Origin of the sequence: Pseudoflavitalea rhizosphaerae (assembly GCF_003991355.1) — a bacterium.
GTDB lineage: Bacteria > Bacteroidota > Bacteroidia > Chitinophagales > Chitinophagaceae > Pseudobacter > Pseudobacter rhizosphaerae.
Window position 1 is genome coordinate 54,601 of sequence record NZ_RCSU01000006.1, and the last position, 22,899, is coordinate 77,499.

The following is a 22,899-nucleotide window of genomic DNA, read 5'->3' on the forward strand; positions in this document are numbered from 1 at the left end:
ACAAGTGTATGAACGCACTGAAGAAAATATTGGGTGTGGTTTGGTTTCTGCTGGGGCCTGTGGCCATCTGGTACCTGATCAAAACTGCTGCACATGAGATTGCAGCTAAACCCGTGATAGACACCAAGATTCAATGGGCTGTATTCATCATCGTATTCATTCCTATCTGCATTGGTCTGATGATATTCGGATATTATGCTCTGAAAGGGGAATACAGTCGTCTTCCCGAAAAATCTGATGAAATCTAACACAACGGCTGAACAAAAAATGTTTGCAAGCTGTTAATCAACAGAGAATTAATTGGCATTTAATAGTCAATTGAATACGGTCACTTTTCTGTTAAATAATCGATTAGAGTTTGGTTTTACATGTAGCGATGCATTATTTTTGTTCTCCGGTTAATACACATGAAAGGAAGTACAATACAATATATCAGAACAAGTCCGGCGGTGAGGGCCATCCTTTCCGTAGGGTTGATGTGTTTGTTATTGCTGCTTACCAGTATCAACTTCTTCATCTATTCAGGTGATGCAAGGGTGCATGTTGAATTTTCATGTTTACAGGCTGATGAAGATTGCAGTTCCCAAGGCAATCCGAATCCTGCCGGCCCCGATGAAAAATCTCCCGGCGGTCCCATTACTATCCAGGAAGAATATATCCACGAGGGCGAAGGCTCAGTGGACCCATATTGGATCAACGCATTGTTCCGTCATAAGATCCACGAGGCCGAACAATTGAAACTTGTTCATTTCGAAATCATTTCCCCCCCTCCCGAAGCTTAAATCTTCTTTGCACAGTTATGCTTCGCATAGCTGATGTTATTCCATTCTAATAATTGTTAGGACGCATAGCATGGCGTTACTGCCATCTCTGTACAATTCAAGTGCGCATTCATTTGCCCTGAACTTGTCGTAATTGTTATCCGAAAAACGGACGGATAGCGATTGGGAGATGATGGTCTTATTCGATAAACGACTCCTTATAAACGGATGTATTAAATAATTTTTATGGTCAAAAAAGAAAAGGGGTTGCTGAGCTCACTCGGCTCTGACTTCCCTGCTTCGGTTGTGGTTTTCTTAGTGGCGCTGCCGCTCTGTCTTGGGATTGCGTTGGGCTCTGGTGCCCCATCGTTCTCAGGTCTGATTGCCGGTATCGTGGGTGGTATTGTGATTGGTCTGCTCAGTAAATCACCGCTGAGTGTGAGTGGTCCCGCTGCAGGTCTGATCACTATTGTATCGGGAGCTATCGGCAAACTGCCGGTGTTTGAAGCCTTCCTGCTGGCGGTAGTGTTATCTGGTATCATCCAGATCATTTTAGGTTACCTGAAACTGGGTGTGTTGGGCGATTATATTCCTGCCGGTGTGATCAAAGGGATGCTGGCGGCCATCGGTCTCACCCTCATCCTGAAACAGATCCCCCACCTCATGGGATTTGATGCGGATTTTGTGGGTGATGAAGAATTCAAACAGAAAGATGGCAGAAATACATTTACTGAGCTTTACTATTCTGTAAGATATATGTTGCCTGTTGCGTTTGCATTGGGCGTGGTGTCTATCGCCTTGCAGGTATTCTGGGACAAGGTTCTGGTTAAAAAAGCTAAGGCATTCAAGTTGATCCCTTCGGCGCTGATCGTTGTATTGCTGGGTGTAGGCGTTAATGAATGGCTGAAAGCCACCAACCCTGCGCTGGCGCTGGGAGCTTCACACCTGGTGAACATCCCGATGGCCAACTCACCTGCTGAGTTCATCACCTTCTTCTCATTCCCTGACTTCAGTCACCTGGGTAATATCACTGTGTGGACTACCGCCATTACATTGGCTATCGTAGCGAGCCTTGAAACCCTGCTGAATATCGAAGCTTCGGATGAGATGGACCCGTACAAACGCGTTACTCCCAAGAACAGGGAGCTGATGGCGCAGGGAACAGGTAATATGCTCGCAGGTTTGATCGGGGGTCTTCCCATTACATCTGTGATCGTTCGTACTTCTGCTAACGTCAACGCAGGAGCGAAAAGCAAGATGTCTGCAGTCATGCACGGTCTTCTGTTGCTGCTCTGTGTGGCGCTGATCCCCTTCCTGCTCAACCTGATCCCTTATGCATCGCTGGCAGCGGTACTGATCTATACAGGATATAAACTCTGTAAGCCCGCTCTCTTTGCGGAGTTCTACAAAAAAGGATGGACGCAGTTCCTTCCCTTTGTGATCACCGTAGTAGCGATCCTGTTCACCAACCTGCTGATGGGTATCTTCATCGGATGTGTGGTAGCCATGTTCTTTGTACTGAGAAGCAATTTCAAATCCGCTGTATTTGTTGTACACGACAGCAACAAATACCTGTTCCGCCTGCGGAAAGATGTGAGCTATCTCAATAAACCCATCATCAAGAACAAACTGGAAAAAGTTCCGGAGAATTCTTATGTGATGATCGATGCACAGCGTGCGGACTTCATCGATAAAGACGTGGTGGAAGTAATCGAAGACTTCATGAAAGCAGCGCCATTGAAAGACATTACTGTTGAACTGAAAAAAAGTGTTTACAAAGACCAGGGCTTTTCTGTGAACGGAAACGGAGTTCACCAGGAAATTCTGGCATCTAAAAACTAATGTTATGCAAGCAATTGAAAAATTACTCCTCGAGAATAAAGCATGGGCACAGGAAAAAGTAAATGAAGATCCCGGCTTCTTCAAAAGACTGGAAAATGTACAAAAGCCAGAGTTCCTCTGGATTGGTTGCAGCGACAGCCGCGTGCCTGCCAATGAGATCACCAATACTGTTCCCGGTGAGATCTTCGTTCACCGCAATATCGCCAACCTGGTAGTGGAAGATGATGTGAACTGCCTCAGTGTACTGGAATATGCAGTAGTGCATCTGAAAGTGAAACATGTGATCGTTTGTGGTCACTACAACTGTGGTGGGGTGAAAGCTGCTATGACAGACCAGAGCTTCGGCATCATCGACAAGTGGATCCTCGGCATCAAAGAACTCTATGAAGAGAACCGCAAGGAGATTGATGCACTTGAAAATGAAGCTGACCGTGTGAACCTGATGGTAGAGCATAACGTTCGCAAACAAGTGCTCAACCTGGCCAAGACCGCCACTATCCAGAAGGTTTGGGCGCGCGAAGAAAGGCCCCATATCCATGGTTGGGTATATGGCCTGAAAGATGGTCATATCAAACAAATCTTCAGCCTCGCACCTCCGGTGAAGAAGCTGAACTACCAGATCGTTTAATCGATTTTTGACCAATACATCCGTTTAATTAGCGGTGTGCGGGTAAGCCGGGCAGCAGAACTGTTGGCCGGATTTTACCCGTATACCGCTATATTTGTGGGAATCAAATCCAACTGGTATGTGGAGCGAATCCTACAAAAAGCTATTGGCAGAAAACAAAGTATGGGCAAACAGTAAAGTGAGCGGAGATCCTGAATATTTCCACCGCCTCGCGCAACTACAAACACCCGAGTTCCTGTGGATCGGCTGCAGCGACAGCCGCGTTCCCGCCAATGAGATCACCAATACACAACCCGGTGAGATCTTCGTTCATCGCAACGTGGCCAACCTGGTAGTGCATACAGATGTGAACCTGCTGGCTGTACTGGATTATGCAGTGAACCATCTCAAAGTGAAGCATGTGATCGTTTGCGGCCACTATGGATGCGGCGGCGTTAAAGCTGCCATGACCAACACAGACTACAAACTGGTGCTGAATATGTGGCTCCGCAATATCAAGGACGTATACCGTCTTCATCGCGATGAACTGGATGCATTAACGGAAGAAGAAAAGAAATTCGACCGCCTGGTTGAGCTCAACGTGAAAGAACAACTCACCAATCTCGCTAAAACATCTATCATCCAAAGAGCCTGGCAACAGGAGCAACGCCCCGATCTCCACGGTTGGGTGTATGGGCTCAAAGATGGTCTTATCAATGTTGCGTACGAAATGAAGGCCGGCAGCGTTATAGACGATCTTTATAAATACCAGTTCTAAACATCTCACAAATCCTACATTGATATGAGCATTGAAGTGAAAGGGCTCACAAAGAACTATGGTGAACAGAAAGCAGTGAACGATGTGTCCTTTGCTATCGGAAGGGGAGAGATCGTTGGTTTTCTCGGCCCCAATGGCGCCGGAAAGAGCACCACCATGAAGATCATCACAGGATACCTGGCTGCAGATGCAGGCCAGGCCGTTGTTTGCGGCATCGATGTAATGGAAAGACCGCTGGAAGCCAAGGCAAAGATCGGTTACCTGCCCGAAGCCAACCCCCTTTACTTCGATATGTATGTGAGAGAGTATCTCGACTTTATTGCCGATGTACATAAAGTGCAAAATAAAAAACAGACCATCGGGAAAGTGATCGAAACTGTTGGTCTCACACCCGAAAGCAAAAAAAAGATCGGGCAGTTGTCCAAAGGATATAAGCAACGTGTTGGCCTTGCAGCAGCACTCATTCATGATCCCGAAGTACTGGTGCTGGATGAACCAACTACCGGCCTCGATCCCAATCAAATCCTCGAGATCAGGGAACTGATCAGAACATTGGGTGTGAACAAGACTGTAATTTTTTCTTCCCATATCCTCCAGGAAGTAGAAGCCATCTGCGATCGCGTAGTGATCATCAACAAAGGCCAGCTGGTGGCGGATGATAGTCTCACAGCGCTTCGCAGCCGTTCAAATCATACCGCCACACTGAAAGTGATTTTCAAGGAACCGCTGGAAGCTGCATGGATGGAGCGTTTGAGCGCAGTAGACAAAGTGAACCGTATCACCCCTAACGAATGGGAGTTAGTTTGCAAAGATGTGCAGGAAGCTAATAAACAATTGATGGAACTGGCTTTGCAACACAATCTGAATATCGTTTCTTTGCAATCCGGTGAACAAAGTCTGGAAGAAGTTTTCCGGAGCCTCACATCATCATCAACAAAACAATAAAATTGAATCATGAGTTACATTGCTGACATTCATGCAAGACAGATCTTAGATAGCCGTGGTAATCCTACTGTGGAAGTGGATGTGACCACTGAAGAAGGATTCTCAGGAAGAGCCGCAGTTCCCAGTGGCGCATCAACCGGAAAACACGAAGCTGTTGAGCTGCGTGATGGCGACAAAGGCGTTTACATGGGTAAAGGCGTTTTGCAGGCAGTAAAGAATGTTAACGAGATCATTGCTGAACAACTGATCGGCATCGACGTTACTGAACAAGCATATATAGACGAGCAACTCATCAACATCGATGGTACTGATAATAAAGCAAAGCTGGGCGCCAACGCCACACTGGCTGTTTCAATGGCCGTTGCAAAAGCTGCTGCTGAAGAAACCGGTCTTCCCCTCTTCCGTTACCTCGGTGGCGTGAATGCAACCGTACTGCCTATCCCGATGATGAATATCCTCAATGGCGGTGCGCATGCAGACAACAAGATCGACTTCCAGGAATTTATGGTGATCCCAGTAGGCGCTGAAACATTCAGCCAGGGTCTGCGCTGGGGCGTCGAGATCTTCCATCACCTGAAATCCGTTCTGAAAAAGAAAGGATACAGCACCAACGTTGGGGATGAAGGTGGCTTTGCCCCGGACATCCAGAGCAATGAAGAAGCGATCGAAACTGTACTCGAAGCCATCACTGCCGCCGGTTACAAACCCGGATCAGAAATTGCTATCGCGATGGACGCCGCCAGTACAGAGATGTGGGACGAAAAAACAAACGGCTACAAATTCTACAAGAGCACCAATAAAGTGATCACCTCAGATGAAATGGTGAACTACTGGGCCAACTGGGTGAAGCAATATCCTATCGTTTCTATCGAAGACGGTATGGCTGAAGACGACTGGGAAGGCTGGAAGAATCTCACGCAAGCCATCGGCAGCAAATGCCAGCTGGTGGGTGACGATCTTTTCGTGACTAACGTTAAACGTCTGAAACAAGGCATCGATAAGAATATCGCCAACAGCATCCTGATCAAAGTGAACCAGATCGGAACTGTAACTGAAACCATCAATGCTGTGCAACTGGCACAGACCAATGGTTTCAATACCATCATGAGCCATCGCAGCGGTGAAACGGAAGATACCACTATCGCTGACCTGGCTGTTGCCCTGAACTGCGGACAGATCAAGACTGGTTCTGCCAGCCGTACAGACCGTATGGCCAAGTATAACCAACTGCTCCGCATCGAAGAAATGTTGGCAGAGACTGCCATTTATCCGAAAGGAAGAATTAAATTTGGTAAGTAAGCTTTTTGACTGAATTCAATTCCAAATAGTTTTCCGGATGGATCAGAAAGTGATAGCGGCCTGATTTTCGCTATCGTTTTCTGATCCTCCATTTTATACAACATGAAGCTCATCTCCCGAATACCGGCCTGGTTAAAGAACAAATACATCCTGACAACCCTCGTATTTGTAGTCTGGATCCTCTTCTTTGATGACCAGGATATCTTCACCACATATTTCAAGCACAGATCCGAGCTCCACAAGCTGGAAGAGAGCCGGGACTATTACCTGGACCAGATCAATTTAACCAAATCGGAGCTTGAACAACTCAAATCGGACAAATCCACCCTGGAGAAATTTGCCCGTGAGAAGTACTGGATGAAGAAGGATAACGAAGACCTTTTTATCCTTCCGGAATAATTATTCAGTTCCATACTGTTGTGATTAGCTGATTATCAACCCTTCCCATTAAAAGTTTTCCCGGCTTTGTCCACGTTGGTAGTTTTACTATTTTTCCGGTGATGGTAATGGTTTACCTTGCCAGCCCCTGTTCCTGCATATTATATTTCCAATACCTTTGTACAATAAAGAGGAACCAACCCACGTTTATTAATCACGGACGGACATCCGAATTGACTCTTCGGAACTATTTATTCAAGGACAAAAAGGATTGCCTATGACAGTTCTCTTTACACCAGAGGAACTCGTACAGTATTTGTATAATGAAACTTCCCCCGGGAAAACCGCAGCGATAGAGGCCGCTTTACAGGAAGACTGGACCCTTCGTGAAAAGCTGGAAGTGCTGAAAGCATCCAGGAAAACGCTCAACTCCCTGGTAGAATCACCCAGGCATGAAGCAGTACTGAATGTGCTCAACTATGCCCGCCAAACGGCCACAGAATCGGTGCAACACTGATCCAATCCCCCGACTGATAGCCTGATTTGATTAGCCAGGCTGTTCGGTGAATAACCCTTCTCCCGTAAATTCGCAGTCATCACCAGGATCCGATGACAAGAAAAGAACGTTTCGACTTTGTAATCCATTATTTTCAGGAGCACGCACCCAATGCGGAAACTGAATTGTTGTACGATAATCCCTACCAGTTACTGGTAGCGGTGATCCTGTCTGCACAATGTACAGACAAGCGCGTGAACATGACCACGCCGGCAATATTTGAGCATTACCCGGATACGAAACATCTGGCCAAAGCCACATTTGACAAGCTGTTCCCGCTCATCAGGAGCATCTCCTATCCGAATAACAAGACCAAACACCTCATCGGGATGGCCCAGATGGTGGAGCAGCAGTTCGGTGGCGAGATCCCGCATACTGTTGAAGAGCTGGTACAGCTTCCCGGCGTTGGCCGCAAAACTGCCAATGTGATCACCTCTGTGATAGACAAGCAGCCGAACATGGCCGTGGACACGCATGTGTTCCGCGTGTCTGCGCGTATAGGCCTCACCGTTAAGGCCACCACTCCACTGGCAACGGAAAAACAATTGTTACAATTCATTCCGGAAGACCTGGTGCATATCGCGCACCATTGGCTCATTCTTCACGGACGATATATCTGCGTGGCCCGAAATCCCAAATGCGCCGAATGCGGACTGAAACCTGCCTGCAAATATTATCAGAACGTGGTAATGAAGGAAGAGATCAAAGCGCTGAATGAAAAACGAAAGAAGGCTGCAAAAAAATAACAGGGTGCTGGCAGTAAAATAACAGGGTGCTGGCAGTCGCTCGCCTCCGGCGAGTGACTTATATTTGTTCGCCTCCCGGCGAACATTGCGGCGCCAGAGGCGCTTAAAATATAAATCACTCGCCGGAGGCGAGCGATTGGGCACACTCCGCCAAAGTTCAACCACTAACATTTAGGTTACTGCCAACGCAACAGTACTACCGGTCAAAACCGGAGAAAAACCGGTTAAACCCGGGGTTTAGTCCGCCAACTTTTTGGCGGGCCCACTGTTATTATTGTAATTTTACAATATCCAACCGAGCCAGCCGTCTACCCTTAGAGAGGACTTAGTTTTTTAGCGTAATTAACAGTAATTAATCAGACAATCAATGGAATCAAATTTTACCCAGGCGCCGCACTCTTATCTGAGTTTCGCCCCCCTTATCCGGGAGTGGGAGAAGATGATCCGGGAGGGCAGGGAAGGAACCCGCCAGTTGTACCAGGATCTGCTGAACAAGGTTCGGCAATACCCTGAACTATTAGGCAGGATCGATGATCTGTCTGTTCTGGACAAACACAAAACACTCATAGAACAAATGATGGCCACAGTGTTTCCTGTGACCCTCAACGATAAAGAAGATCTTTTCGGAGCGGGCTTCCCCTTCCAGATGAAGATGTTCTATGAATCAACAAAGTTCCGCGAGCTCTTCATCGTGGACCCGCATACACATGATATCACACTTCCTGAAGCAGATGCCTGTGGTGGTGGATCGCCTCAATCAGGCAAGGAAGATTGCATGTATCAGTTCATCCTCAGCAGACTTTACGATATCGATAAAACCGATACCGTGCGCATGGTAGAACCCTACAAATGCCCGGAAACAGGCCTGGACCGATACATGGAACTGGAAATCGATACCAGGTTCCTCGATGTTCGTGTAAGAGGCGAATTACCGCCACTGCCCGATGAAGTGCAGATCGGCTGTGTGAAAGCTGGTGGGGGTATCGATCATGTGCCCGGCCTGCGTACCGCCCTTCCGCTGGACAAATTCGAGTTCGAAGGCATGGTGATCATCCGCATCTGGGAAGTAACGGAAAGAGAAGTATTGAATATCATTCGCGACAAACTCCTTCACCTGAACAATTTCGCTGATACTGAACTGTTTGGCGACCTGCAGAACCAGGTGCAAAATCTTCTGGGTGTGCCCGGTGTGAAAACTGCCGTGAAGCCTTTCTTCCAGGTGAACAACCATATGGTACTCTCCGAGTTCTACACCACTATGGACGAGTATATCGTAAAGCGCAAGCCATCGCCTGAAAAGCTGCAATACCTTTACCAGGCAGTGACCACCGCCTTTGCAAAGAATCCGAAGCCATTACTGGTGAACGAGATCAATGAAGAGGCAGTAATGCGTTATCCCTTCCTCACATTCATGGCAGAGTTCGGTTGGAGAAGCGCCATCATCTGCCCCCTCTTCGGAGATAACAAAGAAATGATGGGTGTGCTGATCATCGTTACAGAAGAAAAAGGAAGATTCCAGCCCGAGCATGTGCTCAGGATCGAGCCAGCCATTCCACTCTTCAGGATCGCGATGGAAAAAGCGCAGGAGAACCTTGACCACCAGGTGGACCGCGTGATCAAAGACCAGTTCACTGCTGTACAGGATGCCGTTGAATGGCGCTTCACTGAAGCCGCTCTCAACTACCTCACGGGCATGGATAAGGGAGATGGCGAAGTGAAGATCGAACCAATCGTGTTTGAAGGAGTGTATCCGCTCTATGGCGCCATCGATATCCGCAATTCTTCCGTTGAGAGGAATCATTCCATACAGCTCGATCTACTGGAACAACTGAACCAGGCGAACGATATCGTGCTGGCAGCAAAGAAAGATCATCCTTTCCCCCTGCTGGATGAAACCAATTTCAAGATCAGGAAATACATTCACTCCGTGTCCAATATCCTGTTCGCGGATGATGAACTGAGTATCCTGCAATTCCTGAAAGTGGAAGTGGTGCAGTTGTTCAAGCACCTGCAATCCATCATGCCATCATTGAATAAACCGATCAACAAATACTTTGAAGCGGTGGACTCACCTGTTGAAATGGTGTACCATCACAGAAAGAAATATGAAGACAGCATTACACAAATAAACAATGAAGTTGCGCGATTCATCGATCATGAACAGAAAATGGCGCAGCAGATCTTCCCGCATTATTTTGAAAGGTTCGTAACAGATGGTGTGGACTTCAATATCTATATCGGTCAGTCCATCACGCCCGAAAAGAAATTCGATTTCTTCTACCTGCGCAACCTCAAGATCTGGCAACTGAGCACACTGGCGAAAGCCGCCAGGCTCACGCATTCACTGGAGAAACAACTGGCCATGCCATTGCAGACCAGCCAACTGATCCTTGCGCATAGCCACCCGATCTCCATCAGCTTCCGCACTGCGGAACGCAAGTTCGATGTGGACGGCGCATACAATATCCGTTACGAGATCATCAAGAAAAGGATCGATAAGGTACACCTGAAAGATTCCAATGAAAGGTTGACCAAACCTGGTTATATCGCCATCGTATATTCGCAGCAACAGGAAGCCTTCGAATACCTGGAGTATATCGAATACCTGCAAAACCAGGGATTGCTCCGTGGAGAAGTGGAAAGACTGGAACTGGAAGAATTGCAGGGTGTAAGTGGATTGAAAGCCCTGAGAGTAGGCGTGAACCTGGAAATAGAATCAGAAGAAGATGACCGGGAAAAAGAAGGAAGAAAACTGGCGGGCGTAAATAAATGATCATTCCCCATTTCAATAAACAAGGGCTACCCATCACTGGATAGCCCTTTGCTTTTCTCGGAAAAATGAGTTCTATTTTTTCTTTTTTGTTTTTATTTCGGTAACATAACCGTTGTAAGAGATCGGTTGACGGTTATTGCTCTGTACCTGAAGATAAGCATAACCACTTTCGGTGATGTTCAACCGAACGGATTGAATATCGTTCGCATCCTTCGGCTTGATCAGGATATCCCATCCACCTTTCTTTCCATCGGTTTTCGTGTATTCAAAATCTTTAGATTCAAATTTGATGCCACCTTCTGTAGTCCGGGTTGCCTGGAAGGCCCTTCCGAAATAGGGCAGGTAAGAAATGATGGTATCTTTAGTTACCGTAAAATCGAAGTCCGGCGTTACCTGTCTTGTCCGGCCGGATTGAGGTAATACTGTTTGAGCGATGAACACATAACGTTGACCGTCTACCAGTTTTTTTACCTCGGCTGCTTTTGCAGCTTCTTTTTCCTGCTTTGTTTGTGCACTGGCCACTGTTGTAAAGGCAGTAACGAAGAGCAGGAGTAACAAAGAGGCTTTCAACGCGTTCTGTACTATTCTCATGGTTAACATTTTAATTGTTATGCCCTCATTAGACGGCAGGAAAATGTTAAGGTCAAAATCAGAACTGATAACCAAACGTTAAAAGGGGCAGGGTGCTTTCTTTGGACGAAGTGAGGCTGGCAGTCAATACAATCCTTTTTACAATGCCCAGCCAGATGCCTCCGCCATAACCGTGGTGCCAAACATTGGATTGATCATGATCAACCCATACACGGCCAATATCATTGAATGCAACTATACCGATGGCGCCGGGCAGCAGGTAGGTCCTGAAATCAGTTACCTTGATGCGCAGCTCGGTATTGTTGTACAACATCGATTTTCCCGCGAAGCGGTATTTCCTGAATCCACGCAGGTTCTCCGTATTACCCAGATACTGAGCCTGGAAGAATTCATATTTCCCGAAATTGATCCCTCCTCCAAAACGGGTTGCAATCACTGTGCCCGCTGTGCTGCTTAAAGGAAAATAGAGAGCCATATCGGAATTCAACTGCGTGAGGTAGCCGGAATTATCATTGAGGCCGCGCAATACTTTGAGCGATGATTGCCAGAACGTACCGCGTGAAGGCATCACTTCATTATCGCGTGTATCGATATTCATATTGAACTGACCACCCAGGTAGGATTTGTCCGCGAACAAGGTTTTCGGATCCAGTCCGTTCTCTGCGAAATTGGAAAGGAACCTGCCCTGGTTCTCGTCTTCATCCGGACGGAAATACTGGAAAGATGGACCGATACCGATGGCCAGCCAGTTAGTGATCTCGCGCTTCAGCAATACAGCCATATCGCCTTTGTTGTAGCGTGCGCGATAATAATCGATCTTGCCTGGTGCATCTTTATTGTAATTGGTTTCATTACCAAGTCCGAAGAAGTTGGTCACATAATCCGGCGCATTCAGGTTCGCATATACGAAGATGTCAGATCTGCCGATCGCTTTGCGGAAATCGCTGCTGTAGCGGATGGTGAAGGCATTGGTTGCCAGTGCATGGCTTACCAGTAATTTGTGTATCACGGAAGGATTGCGGCGGAATTTATTGCCGGTGTATTTGAAACCTGCGCCCAGGAAAACGCCATCGTCAGGATTGAAGGCGGCATTGACCAGGGGTGCCCAGATATTGTAGCGGAATGATTTGCGGTCATATTCATTCACGGCGGGATCGGAGGAGAATTTCTTCAGCTCTTTTCCTGCACCTGTGATCACATTGGCCTCTGTTTTGAGATCGTATACACGGGTCTTGCTACCACTGGAATGGGTAGCCGAATTATCGATCGTATCTGCTCCCGCTCCGCCGATGATGCGCACGAGAATGCTTTTGCGGCCATCGCCGTTGAGCACGAACTTATCTTCGCCTCCCATTCCGTACAAACGGATCTCTTTGGTTTCACCATGACGGAAAGTACGGCTGTACAGTTTTTTCGTTTCTTCCCCTTCTTTATTGATCTTGCGCACCACCACTTTCACGGAGCCGTCTTCATTGCGCGTGATCTCGAACAACTCACGTTTGTCTGAACCGGCCACGTCCACTTCTTTGGAGAGGAAGCGATAATAGGTCAATGCTTCTTTCTTCAAATTGTTCCTTCTTTCCTGAAGGGTTTTGATGATATGGGGAACGGCATCGTTCTGGATCTCCTGTGGTTGTTGCTGCAAAGCCAGGCGGATGGCGGAATCCGTCATGAGAGGCAGGAAGGAGTCTACACCTTCGGCCCAGTCGGATTCGCTGAGATCGTTCAGGAAGGAACGGTCGAAATACCTTCCATTGAAGTTGAAAGTATTGATATTCCTTGCTTTTGCGCGGAAGCCCTGGAATTTTGGAATGAGCCAGGGTTGGCTGATGAGTTTGGGAATAACGCCATCATTGGTGAAGAAGGCCTGATCACGGTCGCGGGGAATAGGGAAATAGATCTTTCCCTTTCCTTTGGCGGTTTCGGGAGCGCCCCAGCGCCACTGGTCTTCATGACGGTCGAAGTCCATGATGAACAGATCGAGTAGCCTTGCCCGTAAGACAGCTTTCTGATCAGTTTTATTATCATTGTCTTCCTGCAACTTTTCGATCACTTTTTCAGTACTCCAGGTTTTAGAAAGTTCGAGTGGTTCTCTTTCTTCAAAAAGATAAAGGCCATTGGCAAAGTCCTGCCTGAACTGGAGCAGGCGCGGATCATCGGGTAGCCATACCAGTTTGGGATTGGCATGCGGTATCTGTGCTGCAGTAACCAGTGGCGGCACCGAGAGCGCTGCAAATGGGTAAGAGGCTGAAATGCCGTCTACCACTGCATCTTTCACGAATGTTTGACGGAACTCTTCCGGCAGGGTTTTGTCGGGATACTTCTCCACGCTGCGCAATACGAACTCGCGGCCTTCAGCATCTTCCAGCCTGAGCGAGCGGGACTGCATACCGCCGCCGCGTTTGGTAGGCTTGAGGCCGCCACGCACTTTACCCATATCGAATACAGGAACAGTGAGAGGTGTAGTCCATTCTTTCCGGTAATTGTCTCCCAGCAACCATCTCTTGAAGCGGTTGGCTTTATAGTAGGGCGCAGTGACAGTAGTGAAGGAGTCCGGTAGATTTGGAATGGCAACTGCTGCTTCTTCCAGGCCAGGAGATTTAAATGCAGGTAATGATGTTTGATACAATACATGATTGGCTTCCTTCGAGAGGGAGGAATAGAAAGTAAGCGTGATGCTTCCATTGGTGGAAATATCCAGTACGCCAAAGCCGGTGCCTTTATTGGCGAAGCGCGTATCTTTTCCGTATTTCACCTGGCTTTGCTTGGAGCCGGCTCCGCTGACGATATGTTGCTGTCCATTTTCCGTCATGTATTGCAGTGTATGCTCATGCCCTGAAACCCTGATGGAATAAGGATGTTTGTTGAGCAAAGTGTCCAGCGACTGAATATATTTCTTGTAAACGGGATGTGGCATATCCTGTATATTTCCGAACCAGGAGCGGGATAACGGGTATATGGAACCGATAACAGGCAGTGGGATATACAGGTTCTCGTTCACTTCGGTAAGCGGGAATAAATGTTGTTTGAAAGTGAAGTATCCGCCGTGCTCACCATGTGTTCTGAAAGGATGGTGGGCAGCGAAGATCACGAGTTTATTGCGGTTGCGATAGAGTGCATCTTTAATGGCAAGTGTGAGCTCATCATTGGTTTTGCAATCACAGTCGGAGGTTTCGCCGGGGCGGCCTTCTTGCTGGAACCACCACTGGCTGTCGATGATCAGCAGGGTGATCTCATCAGTGAGTTTCACTTCTACGGGGCCGGGACATCCTTCGAGCGGTGCAAAATGAATATTTGGTATCTGTAAGGATTCCACATAACGCGCCTGGTGCAGGATCTGGGCGAAACCATTGTGTTTGCCCTTGTTCCAGTCGTGGTTTCCCGGCATGAACCATGCCTGCGCTGCAGTACCTTTTACGGAGTTGATCTGATCATCGAGGATCTTTTTCTTTTCGGGATAATTGGAAGCAGTGGAGTCTGGCAGACCGTGTTGGTACACATTGTCGCCGAGGAAGAGTACAGTGGTGCGGGCGTCTAGGTTGAAGAGTGACTTCATCAGTTCCAGTTCAGGGTGACGGCCATCGATCTGTTTGCCGGCATCTCCTACGAGGATGATGCGATGTGCAAGCGAATCCTGCGCTGATGCGGACGCGGTTGAGAAGATCAGCAATAAAACCAGCCAGGTATAGATCCTATTCATACAGAAATATTGATATTACTTATTGTGTGCCCAGTCGTTCGCCTCCCGGCGAGTGACTGGTATTTGTTCGCCTCCGGCGAACACCGCGTCGCCGGAGGCGACTAAACAAAAGTCACTCGCCGGGAGGCGAGCGACTGGCGGCACGCTGTTTATTTTGAGTTCCCGCTATAGGGGAATTTCAATATCGTTCCTTTACCGTCCACTCCTTCATTGGAGATATACATGTCCCCATTCGGAGCGAAGGTGAGGCCTTCGGGTTGAGGGAACTGATCGGGATTGAGTTGATAAGCCGCAAGCACTTCTCCTTCCAAACTCGTTTCCAGCATGGCTTTGCCAACACTGGCCACAATGAACAGGGTCCGTTTTACCGGATGGATAGCGGCTGCCGATGGTTTGAATTCCACATTGTTGTTCTTGAACTGGTTGCGGATATCTTTCCACCTGATGGCATATACCGGCGTATCGGAAAATTGCAGGGTAATGGGGTTAAAGCTATAGGCCAGCACGCCTTTCTTTGATTCCCTTTGTTCTTTAGACAGCAGGATGAGCTGGTTATTGGGATCGATATAAAGGCTTTCGAACTCGATCTTCTTCTTGCGATGGAACTCGAATTCATCTTCCACGTGTTTTACGTTTACGGGTACCCGGTGGATATTGCCATTGCTTTCAAGCACAAAATAGAAACTGTCTAATTGCACGATATCTTCATAATCCCTCTTCTTACCAAATTTCCTCACCCGGAGGTCGCCGTCTTCCGGGTCCACCAGGAAAACTTTTCCTTCTTCGTCGTTGATGGCCGCGATGGTATTATTGGGGAGCCAGAACATGCCTGAGATTTCCAGCAGGTCTTTGTCCAGCACCAGGGTGGTTTTCCTGGAGGCGTCATAGCCGGGAATAGAGGGTACAAAGGATTTACCCTGTCCGGTACATCCGGAAAAGCCGGTAATCAGCAATATGAAAAGGATACAGGAATTGATTCTGTTCATAAAACAACAACACTTATTGGGATACAAAGTTGGGGCAGGGAATCGATATTTAAATATACAATCTTTTATTGCTTAATTTAGACTGTCGAAATCATTCAAGGTATGACATCAGCCGCGCAGCAATTATTACAGGAGGCCAGGCAATATGTAACGGGCATCTTCACTACCAAAGTGAATCCTGCATTTGTGTATCATAACTTAGACCATACCAGGGAAGTGGTGGAAGCCTCAGACCTGATGGCCACTCACCTGGGCCTTCCGGAGGAAGAAAGACCCGCACTGCTGCTGGCTGCCTGGTTCCACGATACCGGCTATTCCGCAGGTCAACCGAAAAGACATGAAGAAGTAAGTCGTGATATTGCTACGGACTTCCTGCAAAGCCGGGGAGCAGACCAGCAGACCATCGACAAAGTGAGTAATGCCATCATGGCCACCAAATGGCCGCAAAGCCCTACCAACCTACTGGAGCAGATCCTCTGCGATGCAGATCTCTCACATCTCGGTATGCCTATCTTCCCGGAAAAGAACAAGCTGCTTCGGCAGGAGCTCAATCTTCTTTTCGATAACAAACTCGGCAAGAAAGAATGGCGCCAGAAGAATATCTTCTTTTTACAACAGCACCGCTACTTCACTGAATACGGTAAAACAGTGCTGGAACCTGTGAAGCAACAGCATTTGCTGGCGCTGATCCGGAAGAACGACAAAAATGGAAAAGAGGAAGATGATTCCATGGAAAAGATGGTAGTGAACACAAAGCTCCCACCCGAAAATAATATTGTGGCGCCGGTTGAAAAAAATAATGGAAACGATAAACTGGCAAGAGAAAGGGAGAAGCTGGAAAGGGAAAAGGAAAAACTCGAAAAAGATAAAGCGGCGAGGACGGAAAGAAGCATCGCTACCATGTTCCGCATCATGAGCGAGAACCATGTGAACCTGAGCCAGATGGCAGACAGCAAAGCGAATATCATGATCTCGGTGAATACCATCGTGATCTCCATCATGGTGTCTGTGCTGCTGGGAAAATTGCAGTTCTATCCTGAATTCATCGTGCCTACCATCATCTTGCTGACCGTATGCCTCAGTGCCGTAGTGTTCGCCATCCTGGCTACCAGGCCCAATGTGAACCGCGGCACATTCACACAGGAGGATATCGAGAATAAAAAAGTGAACCTTTTGTTTTTCGGTAATTTCTTCAATATGCAACTCAGGGACTACGACTGGGCGATGAAGCAGATGATGGCGGATCGTGATTACCTGGATAGTAGTATGATCAAGGACATTTACAGTCTCGGTGTTGTGCTGGCCCGCAAATACAAATACCTGAGAATGGCTTACAATATTTTCATGTTCGGACTGGTGATTGCCATCCTGGCCTTTGCCATCGTGTTCCTTATTTCCGAGCAGAATCCAAATGCAGGATAGAAGGGGCCGACCCAAAAGCTACCATCTTAGCATTTCGGGCAGCCCACTCGCTCGCCTCCCGGCGAGTGAGTTTTATTCAGTCGCCTCTGGCGGCGCGGTGTTCGCCGGAGGCGAACAAATACCAGTCACTCGCCGGGAGGCGAGCGACTGCCGGCTCTCTGACCTTTTTAGTCAGCCCCCAGTATTTCGTGAAGTTTCATCACCAGTTCTGTTTTGGTGATGGGCACTCCCATGATCTTATTGTATCCTTTGGCATCCACAAGGAATTGATCGCGGATGATCTTGATGAGCTGGCCATTGTTGATCTCGGGGATCAGGATATGATCGAAGTTTTTAAGAATGCTTCCGAGGTTTTTTGGGAAAGGCCGCATATAACGCAGATGAGCATGGCTTACTGCATAACCTTCTGCCTGCACTTCTGCTACCGCACTCTTGATGGCGCCATACGTTGATCCCCAACCGAGGATCAGCACTTTTCCTTTTTCAGGGCCACTGTCCAGCGTTTGCTCAGGAATATAATCTGCGATCTTGTCTACTTTTTCCTGCCTGATCTTCACCATCAACTGGTGGTTCTCGGGATCGTAGCTAACGTTACCGGTGATATTCTGTTTTTCCAGACCACCGATGCGGTGCTCCAGTCCTGGTGTTCCGGGGATAGCCCAGGGACGGACCAGTTTTTCATCACGGAGATAGGGCAGGTATTTTTCTTCGTCTTCGCCCAGTTCTGTTTTGAATTTCACTTCGATGGGTTTGAGATCATCTGATTGCGGGAAACGCCAGGGCTCAGCGCCATTGGCGATATAACCATCACTCAGCAGGATCACAGGCGTCATATGTTGCAACGCGATGCGCACTGCTTCATAGGCAGCAGCGAAACAATCCGAAGGAGTGCTGGCAGAGATTATGGGCATCGGGCATTCGCCGTTACGACCATAATATGCCTGCAGCAGATCGCTCTGTTCTGTTTTGGTAGGCAATCCGGTTGAAGGGCCGCCACGCTGGATATTCACGATCAGCAAAGGAATTTCCAGCATCACTGCCAGTCCCATTGCTTCTCCTTTCAGCGCCATTCCCGGACCAGATGTAGTGGTAACGCCCAGCAAACCTCCGTATGAAGCGCCGATGGCGGATGTGATACCTGCGATCTCGTCTTCCGCCTGGAAGGTCCTTACACCAAAAGCTTTGTGCTTACTGAGCTCATGAAGGATATCAGAAGCGGGCGTGATGGGATAGGTACCGAGGAAAATGGACAATCCGCTTTTTTGTGAAGCGGCGATCAGTCCGAATGCAAGCGCCTGGTTGCCCATGATGGAGCGGTAGGTGCCGGCTTCCATTTTCGCTTTTTCCACTTTGAACCTGGTGGTGAAAGTTTCAGTAGTGTCGCCGAAATTGTATCCGGCCTGAAGGGCTTTTATGTTGCTTTCGAGGATCTCCTGTTTCTTTCCGAATTTTTCCCTGAGGAACTGGATGGTGTTTTCCATATCGCGGTTATACATCCAGTAAAGGAAGCCGAGTACGAACATGTTCTTGGCGCGGTCCTTTTCCTTGGTGCCCATCTGGATCTCCTTCAGCGCTTCGCGGGTCATTTTGGTAACGTCCATGCGATACACTTCATAGTTGGAGAGACTATCGTCATCCAGCGGATTCACACCATCAGGATAGTTGGCGAGGCGAAGGTTCTTGGTATCGAAACCATCGGTATTGGCGATGATCTTGCCGCCTTTCTTGAGACTTCTCAGGTTGGCTTTGAGGGCGGCTGCATTCATGGCCACGAGAACATCACATTCATCACCGGGTGTGAACACACGATCACTGGAAAAACGGAGCTGGTAACCGCTTACACCGGGGAGCGTTCCCTGGGGCGCGCGGATCTCGGCCGGGAAATCGGGAAAGGTCGCCAGGTCGATACCCAGCAGGGCTGTATTATTAGTGAACTGACTGCCAGTTAATTGCATACCGTCGCCGGAGTCTCCGGCAAATTTGATGACAACATCCTGCAGCACTTCTTCTTTTCTGCTCATTGGGGAAGTTTTGTAAACGGCAAAATTAACTAAAGTTGGGGGTTGGGCGTGTTTCGCAAAGCGGAAAAATAACAATTGATAATTCCGCAAATGGGGCATGGTAACATGGGCTGACGAAACAAACCGGCGCTTATTTAGGTTTGATGGGGCTTTTGTGGATGGGATGGGCGGTGGAACTGGGGTGGGCTGTGGAACTTTTGTTTCGAAGGCCTGTGTTACTCATGCCCCATTTGCTCAACACGCTGAGAGGGGGAAAGGAGGGTGAGGGTGCGTCAGGCGTTGTGAATGGCAAGCTAGGGGTGTATGTGTGGGCTTCTGCGAAATAGAAAATGGTCACCGGGAGGGTGACCATTTATATTAGTGAGTGTTTTGATTTCTATTTTTCTTCTTTTTTCTTTGTGTTTATTCGGCTTTTGGCCAGTTTTTCGGTTATGCTTTCCTGTTGCTGTTAATTGATCAGCGCCTGGTAAATGGCTTCGTGTACTTTGGGGCGTACGCTCAGGTTGCCGAATTTGTTGGGCTCGGTGCTGTTGACGCGATTGGAAAGGAAGATGTACGTGAGGTTGTACTTGGGATCCATCCAGATGCAGGTGCCGGTGAAACCGGTGTGGCCGAATGTGAGCGGCGATGCACTGAGCGTTGGATAGGCTTCCTTGCGTGTGGCATTGTCTTTCTCGGGTTTGTCGAACCCGAGACCACGACGGCTGATATTACTTTGGTATGCGGTGAACTCATCCAGCGTGGCTTTGCTGAAGAAATTCTTGCCATCGATCACACCACCATTGAGCAGCATCTGCGCCAGCACCGCGAGGTCGTAGGCATTGCTGAAAAGACCGGCATGACCGGCTACTCCGCCGAACATGGCAGCGCCAGGATCGTGAACGTCTCCCTGGATCAACTGGCGGCGGAACAGCGCTTCGTTCTCGGTGGGAGCAATGTAGCTCAGCGGGAAACGGTTGCGGGGCTTGAAGCCGGTGGTGGCCAGGTTCAGTTTGTCGTAAAAGGTTTTCTTCACGTATTGATCCAGTGGCATGCCGGAAATGGCTTCCACTATTTTGCCGAGGAAAATGAAATCATTGTCGCTGTAGATATAGCGGTTGCCGGGCTCCAGCGGGCTTTTTACGATGATATTGTACATCGTGTCCGGGTAATCGTTGCGGAGGTAAAGGCCGTTGGCAACGCGTACCTGGTGCAGGGAATCGGGCTTCATGGAATAGTAGGCCCAGTTGGGTCTGCCATCAGTACCGGTGAGGGTCCCGCGATAAAATGGAATGAAGGATTTCAGTCCGGCCTGGTGCAATAAGATATCGCGGAGCCTGAGGTTCTCTTTGTCGGACCCTTTCACCCATGGCAGGTAATCACCCAGTGTTTTGTTGATATCGAGTTTACCTTCATCAACCAGTTTCATCACGGAAATGGTAGTGGCCATCACCTTGGTGATTGATGCAAGATCGAAAATGGTTTCAGGGTACATTGCATCTGTACTGTCGTAAGTAAGATGGCCGTAAGCGCGATCGAAAACCACTTTTCCATCTTTCGCTACCAGTACCACTGCGCCGGGAATCGCATTCTTTGCGATAGCATCTGTAACGATGCTGTCTATCTGCGCCGTCATGCGGGCCTGGTTGAATCCGAGTGAAGCGGGTGTGGCCTCTTTCAATATTTTATGCTCAACAATGCCATCACCAAATTTGAAAGCATCGCAGATGGTGACGGGTAATTGTCCTTTTGCAGAGAACTTACCGTAGAGCAGGTCTGCCCCGGCAGACTGGGTGATATCATCATCTTCATAACAGGCCAGTAACACTTTGGCATCACAGAAATTTTTGATCAGGTAAGGATTCCCGAAGGCCAGGGTAATGGTCTTGTGTTGCTGCTGCAGACCTTTCATCAGGTCCATGGCTGCATTGCTCACTCCGAAATTGTTGGCGGGGAAACGATTGTAATTGTGCAGACCGAGTACTACAACATCGAAACGGTCCTTCAGCAATTGAAGCATCGGCGCAACGCGGCTTTCATCGAGGTTGTAATCGAAATAGAAAACCTGTGCGTCGTAGTTCCTGCGCACTTCTGCTGCAAATACATTGTCTTTTTCCAGGCCGAAACCTATATAGGCAACACGTTTTCCTTTGGTGAGCGGGAAGATGCCGTACTCATCATTACGGAGAAGGGTAATCGCTTTTTCAGCGATCATCCTGCGCATCATGGGCACTTTACTGTTGAGGTCTTCGGTGATATTGTTGATATCGATGGGTTGAAGATTGGCAAGACCGTACTGGTATTTGGCGTACAGTACTTTCTTCACGCGCGCATCGATGTCTTTCCAGTTGAGTTTTTTCTTGCGGATGGCTTTCAACACTTTCTCGATGCTGCCTGGGATATTGCCGGGAAGACAAAGCATGTCGTTGCCTGCAATCAGGCTCTGGAGGCTGTTTTCACCGTCCGGGTAGAATTTGGCAACGCCTTTCATTTCGAGCGCATCGGTGAAAGTGAGGCCTGTGAAGCCGAGCTCTTTTTTGAGCAGGTTATTCACGGCTTTGGGTGAAATGGAAGTGGGGCGATTGACGCCATTGTCGATGGAATTCACCTGCAGGTGTGCCACCATTACGGAGCCAACACCGCCTTTGATGAGTTCACGGAAAGGATAGAGCTCCAGTGAGTCCAGTTCTGCCCTGGATTTGTTGATCACGGGAAGATCGTGATGAGAATCCACGGCCACATCACCATGACCAGGGAAATGTTTGGCGCAGGCCATCACGCCATTGTCCTGCATACCTTTCATATATTGTAATCCTAACTCGGCCACGCGGTATTTGTCTTCGCCTAATGATCTGTCGTTGATCACAGGATTGGCGGGATTGTTATTGATGTCCACTACAGGCGCATAATTCACCTGTATGCCTATGCGCTTACATTGTTCGGCCACTACCTGGCCGTACTGGTAGGCCAGTGCAGGATCATTTGCTGCGCCGAGCATCATCTGGCGGGGAAGTCCCATCACGCTGTCGAAGCGCATGCCCACTCCATTTTCTCCATCGATGGTGATAAGGAGCGGAGTTTTTGCAACGGACTGGTAATAATTGATGGTCTGGGCCTGTTTGATGGGGCCACCCTGGAACAGACAAAGACTTCCTACATTGTACTTTCGTACTGCTTCTTCCACTTCTTTGTCGAGGAACAACGCTGTGCGATTGGGGCCGATGGTAGACACCCTGATGTTCATCAGTTGGGTGATCTTCTCTTCTTTGGAGAGGGTTTTGAAAACACTGTCTACCCATTGGTCTGCCGGGAGATGCGACCGGCGCTGCGCCTGGGCAATGGCAGTAGAGCCAAGCAATAATAATAGTAGGAGTTTCTTCATAATGACTTCTTGCAATTATTTGCACAAATTAAGGATAAACCTGCAAATTAACGCGGAAAAACGCACAAACGGGTAGCTATTTGATAGTAGGCATAATATTCCCTTATTTTTGCAGACTAAACAAGGGAGCGTA

The 22,899-nt window shown here is 48.3% G+C and carries 17 protein-coding genes; 12 read left to right on the top strand and 5 right to left on the bottom strand.

Annotated features, from left to right (window positions below; translation table 11 throughout):
- The first annotated feature begins 8 nt into the window (after window positions 1–8).
- The 11 genes from D9Y29_RS11830 to D9Y29_RS11880 all read left to right on the top strand — a co-directional run bounded on the left by D9Y29_RS11830 (window position 9) and on the right by D9Y29_RS11880 (window position 10,685).
- On the top strand, window positions 9–248 hold the full coding sequence (locus D9Y29_RS11830) for a DUF6814 family protein (RefSeq protein ID WP_127128314.1): 240 nt from the start codon (window positions 9–11) through the stop codon (window positions 246–248).
- Between the two features lie 159 nt (window positions 249–407).
- A complete protein-coding gene (locus D9Y29_RS11835; protein ID WP_127128316.1) occupies window positions 408–782 on the top strand; it encodes a hypothetical protein in 375 nt (124 codons plus the stop codon).
- A gap of 225 nt (window positions 783–1,007) precedes the next feature.
- The gene (locus tag D9Y29_RS11840; protein WP_127128318.1) at window positions 1,008–2,603 is read left to right on the top strand and encodes a SulP family inorganic anion transporter; all 1,596 of its coding nucleotides are present in this window, start codon (window positions 1,008–1,010) and stop codon (window positions 2,601–2,603) included.
- A gap of 4 nt (window positions 2,604–2,607) precedes the next feature.
- Entirely contained in the window at window positions 2,608–3,231 is a 624-nt protein-coding gene (locus D9Y29_RS11845) for a carbonic anhydrase (protein WP_127128320.1), read from the top strand.
- 118 nt (window positions 3,232–3,349) lie between these two features.
- Window positions 3,350–3,988, top strand: a complete 639-nt coding sequence (locus D9Y29_RS11850; RefSeq protein ID WP_127128322.1) for a carbonic anhydrase — start codon at window positions 3,350–3,352, stop codon at window positions 3,986–3,988.
- 24 nt (window positions 3,989–4,012) lie between these two features.
- Window positions 4,013–4,933 carry a gliding motility-associated ABC transporter ATP-binding subunit GldA gene (gene gldA / locus D9Y29_RS11855; RefSeq protein WP_127128324.1) on the top strand — a complete coding sequence of 307 codons (921 nt, stop codon included), beginning with the start codon at window positions 4,013–4,015 and terminating at the stop codon, window positions 4,931–4,933.
- 9 nt (window positions 4,934–4,942) lie between these two features.
- Entirely contained in the window at window positions 4,943–6,232 is a 1,290-nt protein-coding gene (eno, locus tag D9Y29_RS11860) for a phosphopyruvate hydratase (protein ID WP_127128326.1), read from the top strand.
- Between the two features lie 102 nt (window positions 6,233–6,334).
- The gene (locus tag D9Y29_RS11865; protein ID WP_127128328.1) at window positions 6,335–6,631 is read left to right on the top strand and encodes an FtsB family cell division protein; all 297 of its coding nucleotides are present in this window, start codon (window positions 6,335–6,337) and stop codon (window positions 6,629–6,631) included.
- 256 nt (window positions 6,632–6,887) lie between these two features.
- Window positions 6,888–7,127, top strand: a complete 240-nt coding sequence (locus tag D9Y29_RS11870; RefSeq protein ID WP_127128330.1) for a hypothetical protein — start codon at window positions 6,888–6,890, stop codon at window positions 7,125–7,127.
- Window positions 7,128–7,219: 92 nt separating this feature from the next.
- A complete protein-coding gene (nth, locus tag D9Y29_RS11875; RefSeq protein WP_127128332.1) occupies window positions 7,220–7,912 on the top strand; it encodes an endonuclease III in 693 nt (230 codons plus the stop codon).
- Between the two features lie 367 nt (window positions 7,913–8,279).
- Window positions 8,280–10,685, top strand: coding sequence for a hypothetical protein (locus tag D9Y29_RS11880; RefSeq protein ID WP_127128334.1), 2,406 nt, complete (start codon window positions 8,280–8,282; stop codon window positions 10,683–10,685).
- A 72-nt stretch (window positions 10,686–10,757) separates the two neighbouring features.
- On the opposite strand, the gene D9Y29_RS11885 is transcribed toward D9Y29_RS11880, so the two are convergent.
- The 3 genes from D9Y29_RS11885 to D9Y29_RS11895 form a co-directional block, all read right to left on the bottom strand.
- Window positions 10,758–11,276, bottom strand: a complete 519-nt coding sequence (locus tag D9Y29_RS11885) for a DUF4251 domain-containing protein (protein WP_164735383.1) — start codon at window positions 11,274–11,276, stop codon at window positions 10,758–10,760.
- A 58-nt stretch (window positions 11,277–11,334) separates the two neighbouring features.
- Window positions 11,335–14,976: a BamA/TamA family outer membrane protein gene (locus D9Y29_RS11890; protein ID WP_127128338.1), complete on the bottom strand. Its 3,642-nt coding sequence runs from the start codon at window positions 14,974–14,976 to the stop codon at window positions 11,335–11,337.
- A 149-nt stretch (window positions 14,977–15,125) separates the two neighbouring features.
- A complete protein-coding gene (locus tag D9Y29_RS11895; RefSeq protein WP_127128340.1) occupies window positions 15,126–15,962 on the bottom strand; it encodes an SdiA-regulated domain-containing protein in 837 nt (278 codons plus the stop codon).
- A 102-nt stretch (window positions 15,963–16,064) separates the two neighbouring features.
- Between D9Y29_RS11895 and D9Y29_RS11900 the strand changes: the two genes are divergently transcribed.
- Window positions 16,065–17,384: a Pycsar system effector family protein gene (locus tag D9Y29_RS11900; protein WP_127128342.1), complete on the top strand. Its 1,320-nt coding sequence runs from the start codon at window positions 16,065–16,067 to the stop codon at window positions 17,382–17,384.
- Window positions 17,385–17,551: 167 nt separating this feature from the next.
- Here D9Y29_RS11900 and D9Y29_RS11905 read toward each other — a convergent pair whose 3' ends face one another.
- Together D9Y29_RS11905 and D9Y29_RS11910 are read right to left on the bottom strand one after the other, a co-directional pair.
- The gene (locus D9Y29_RS11905; protein WP_127128344.1) at window positions 17,552–19,405 is read right to left on the bottom strand and encodes a 2-oxoacid:acceptor oxidoreductase subunit alpha; all 1,854 of its coding nucleotides are present in this window, start codon (window positions 19,403–19,405) and stop codon (window positions 17,552–17,554) included.
- 448 nt (window positions 19,406–19,853) lie between these two features.
- Window positions 19,854–22,766: a serine hydrolase domain-containing protein gene (locus D9Y29_RS11910; protein WP_127128346.1), complete on the bottom strand. Its 2,913-nt coding sequence runs from the start codon at window positions 22,764–22,766 to the stop codon at window positions 19,854–19,856.
- Window positions 22,767–22,899 lie beyond the last annotated feature (133 nt).

What these genes read in the sequence shown, in the direction of transcription:
- D9Y29_RS11845 (WP_127128320.1), top strand. Translation starts at nt 2,608, where the DNA reads ATGCAAGCAATTGAAAAATTACTCCTCGAGAATAAAGCATGGGCACAG.
- nth (WP_127128332.1), top strand. Translation starts at nt 7,220, where the DNA reads ATGACAAGAAAAGAACGTTTCGACTTTGTAATCCATTATTTTCAGGAG.
- D9Y29_RS11910 (WP_127128346.1), bottom strand. Translation starts at nt 22,766, where the DNA reads ATGAAGAAACTCCTACTATTATTATTGCTTGGCTCTACTGCCATTGCC.
- D9Y29_RS11880 (WP_127128334.1), top strand. Translation starts at nt 8,280, where the DNA reads ATGGAATCAAATTTTACCCAGGCGCCGCACTCTTATCTGAGTTTCGCC.
- D9Y29_RS11830 (WP_127128314.1), top strand. Translation starts at nt 9, where the DNA reads ATGAACGCACTGAAGAAAATATTGGGTGTGGTTTGGTTTCTGCTGGGG.
- D9Y29_RS11895 (WP_127128340.1), bottom strand. Translation starts at nt 15,962, where the DNA reads ATGAACAGAATCAATTCCTGTATCCTTTTCATATTGCTGATTACCGGC.
- D9Y29_RS11890 (WP_127128338.1), bottom strand. Translation starts at nt 14,976, where the DNA reads ATGAATAGGATCTATACCTGGCTGGTTTTATTGCTGATCTTCTCAACC.
- D9Y29_RS11900 (WP_127128342.1), top strand. Translation starts at nt 16,065, where the DNA reads ATGACATCAGCCGCGCAGCAATTATTACAGGAGGCCAGGCAATATGTA.
- D9Y29_RS11905 (WP_127128344.1), bottom strand. Translation starts at nt 19,405, where the DNA reads ATGAGCAGAAAAGAAGAAGTGCTGCAGGATGTTGTCATCAAATTTGCC.
- D9Y29_RS11885 (WP_164735383.1), bottom strand. Translation starts at nt 11,276, where the DNA reads ATGAGAATAGTACAGAACGCGTTGAAAGCCTCTTTGTTACTCCTGCTC.
- D9Y29_RS11865 (WP_127128328.1), top strand. Translation starts at nt 6,335, where the DNA reads ATGAAGCTCATCTCCCGAATACCGGCCTGGTTAAAGAACAAATACATC.
- D9Y29_RS11840 (WP_127128318.1), top strand. Translation starts at nt 1,008, where the DNA reads ATGGTCAAAAAAGAAAAGGGGTTGCTGAGCTCACTCGGCTCTGACTTC.
- gldA (WP_127128324.1), top strand. Translation starts at nt 4,013, where the DNA reads ATGAGCATTGAAGTGAAAGGGCTCACAAAGAACTATGGTGAACAGAAA.
- D9Y29_RS11850 (WP_127128322.1), top strand. Translation starts at nt 3,350, where the DNA reads ATGTGGAGCGAATCCTACAAAAAGCTATTGGCAGAAAACAAAGTATGG.
- D9Y29_RS11835 (WP_127128316.1), top strand. Translation starts at nt 408, where the DNA reads ATGAAAGGAAGTACAATACAATATATCAGAACAAGTCCGGCGGTGAGG.
- eno (WP_127128326.1), top strand. Translation starts at nt 4,943, where the DNA reads ATGAGTTACATTGCTGACATTCATGCAAGACAGATCTTAGATAGCCGT.
- D9Y29_RS11870 (WP_127128330.1), top strand. Translation starts at nt 6,888, where the DNA reads ATGACAGTTCTCTTTACACCAGAGGAACTCGTACAGTATTTGTATAAT.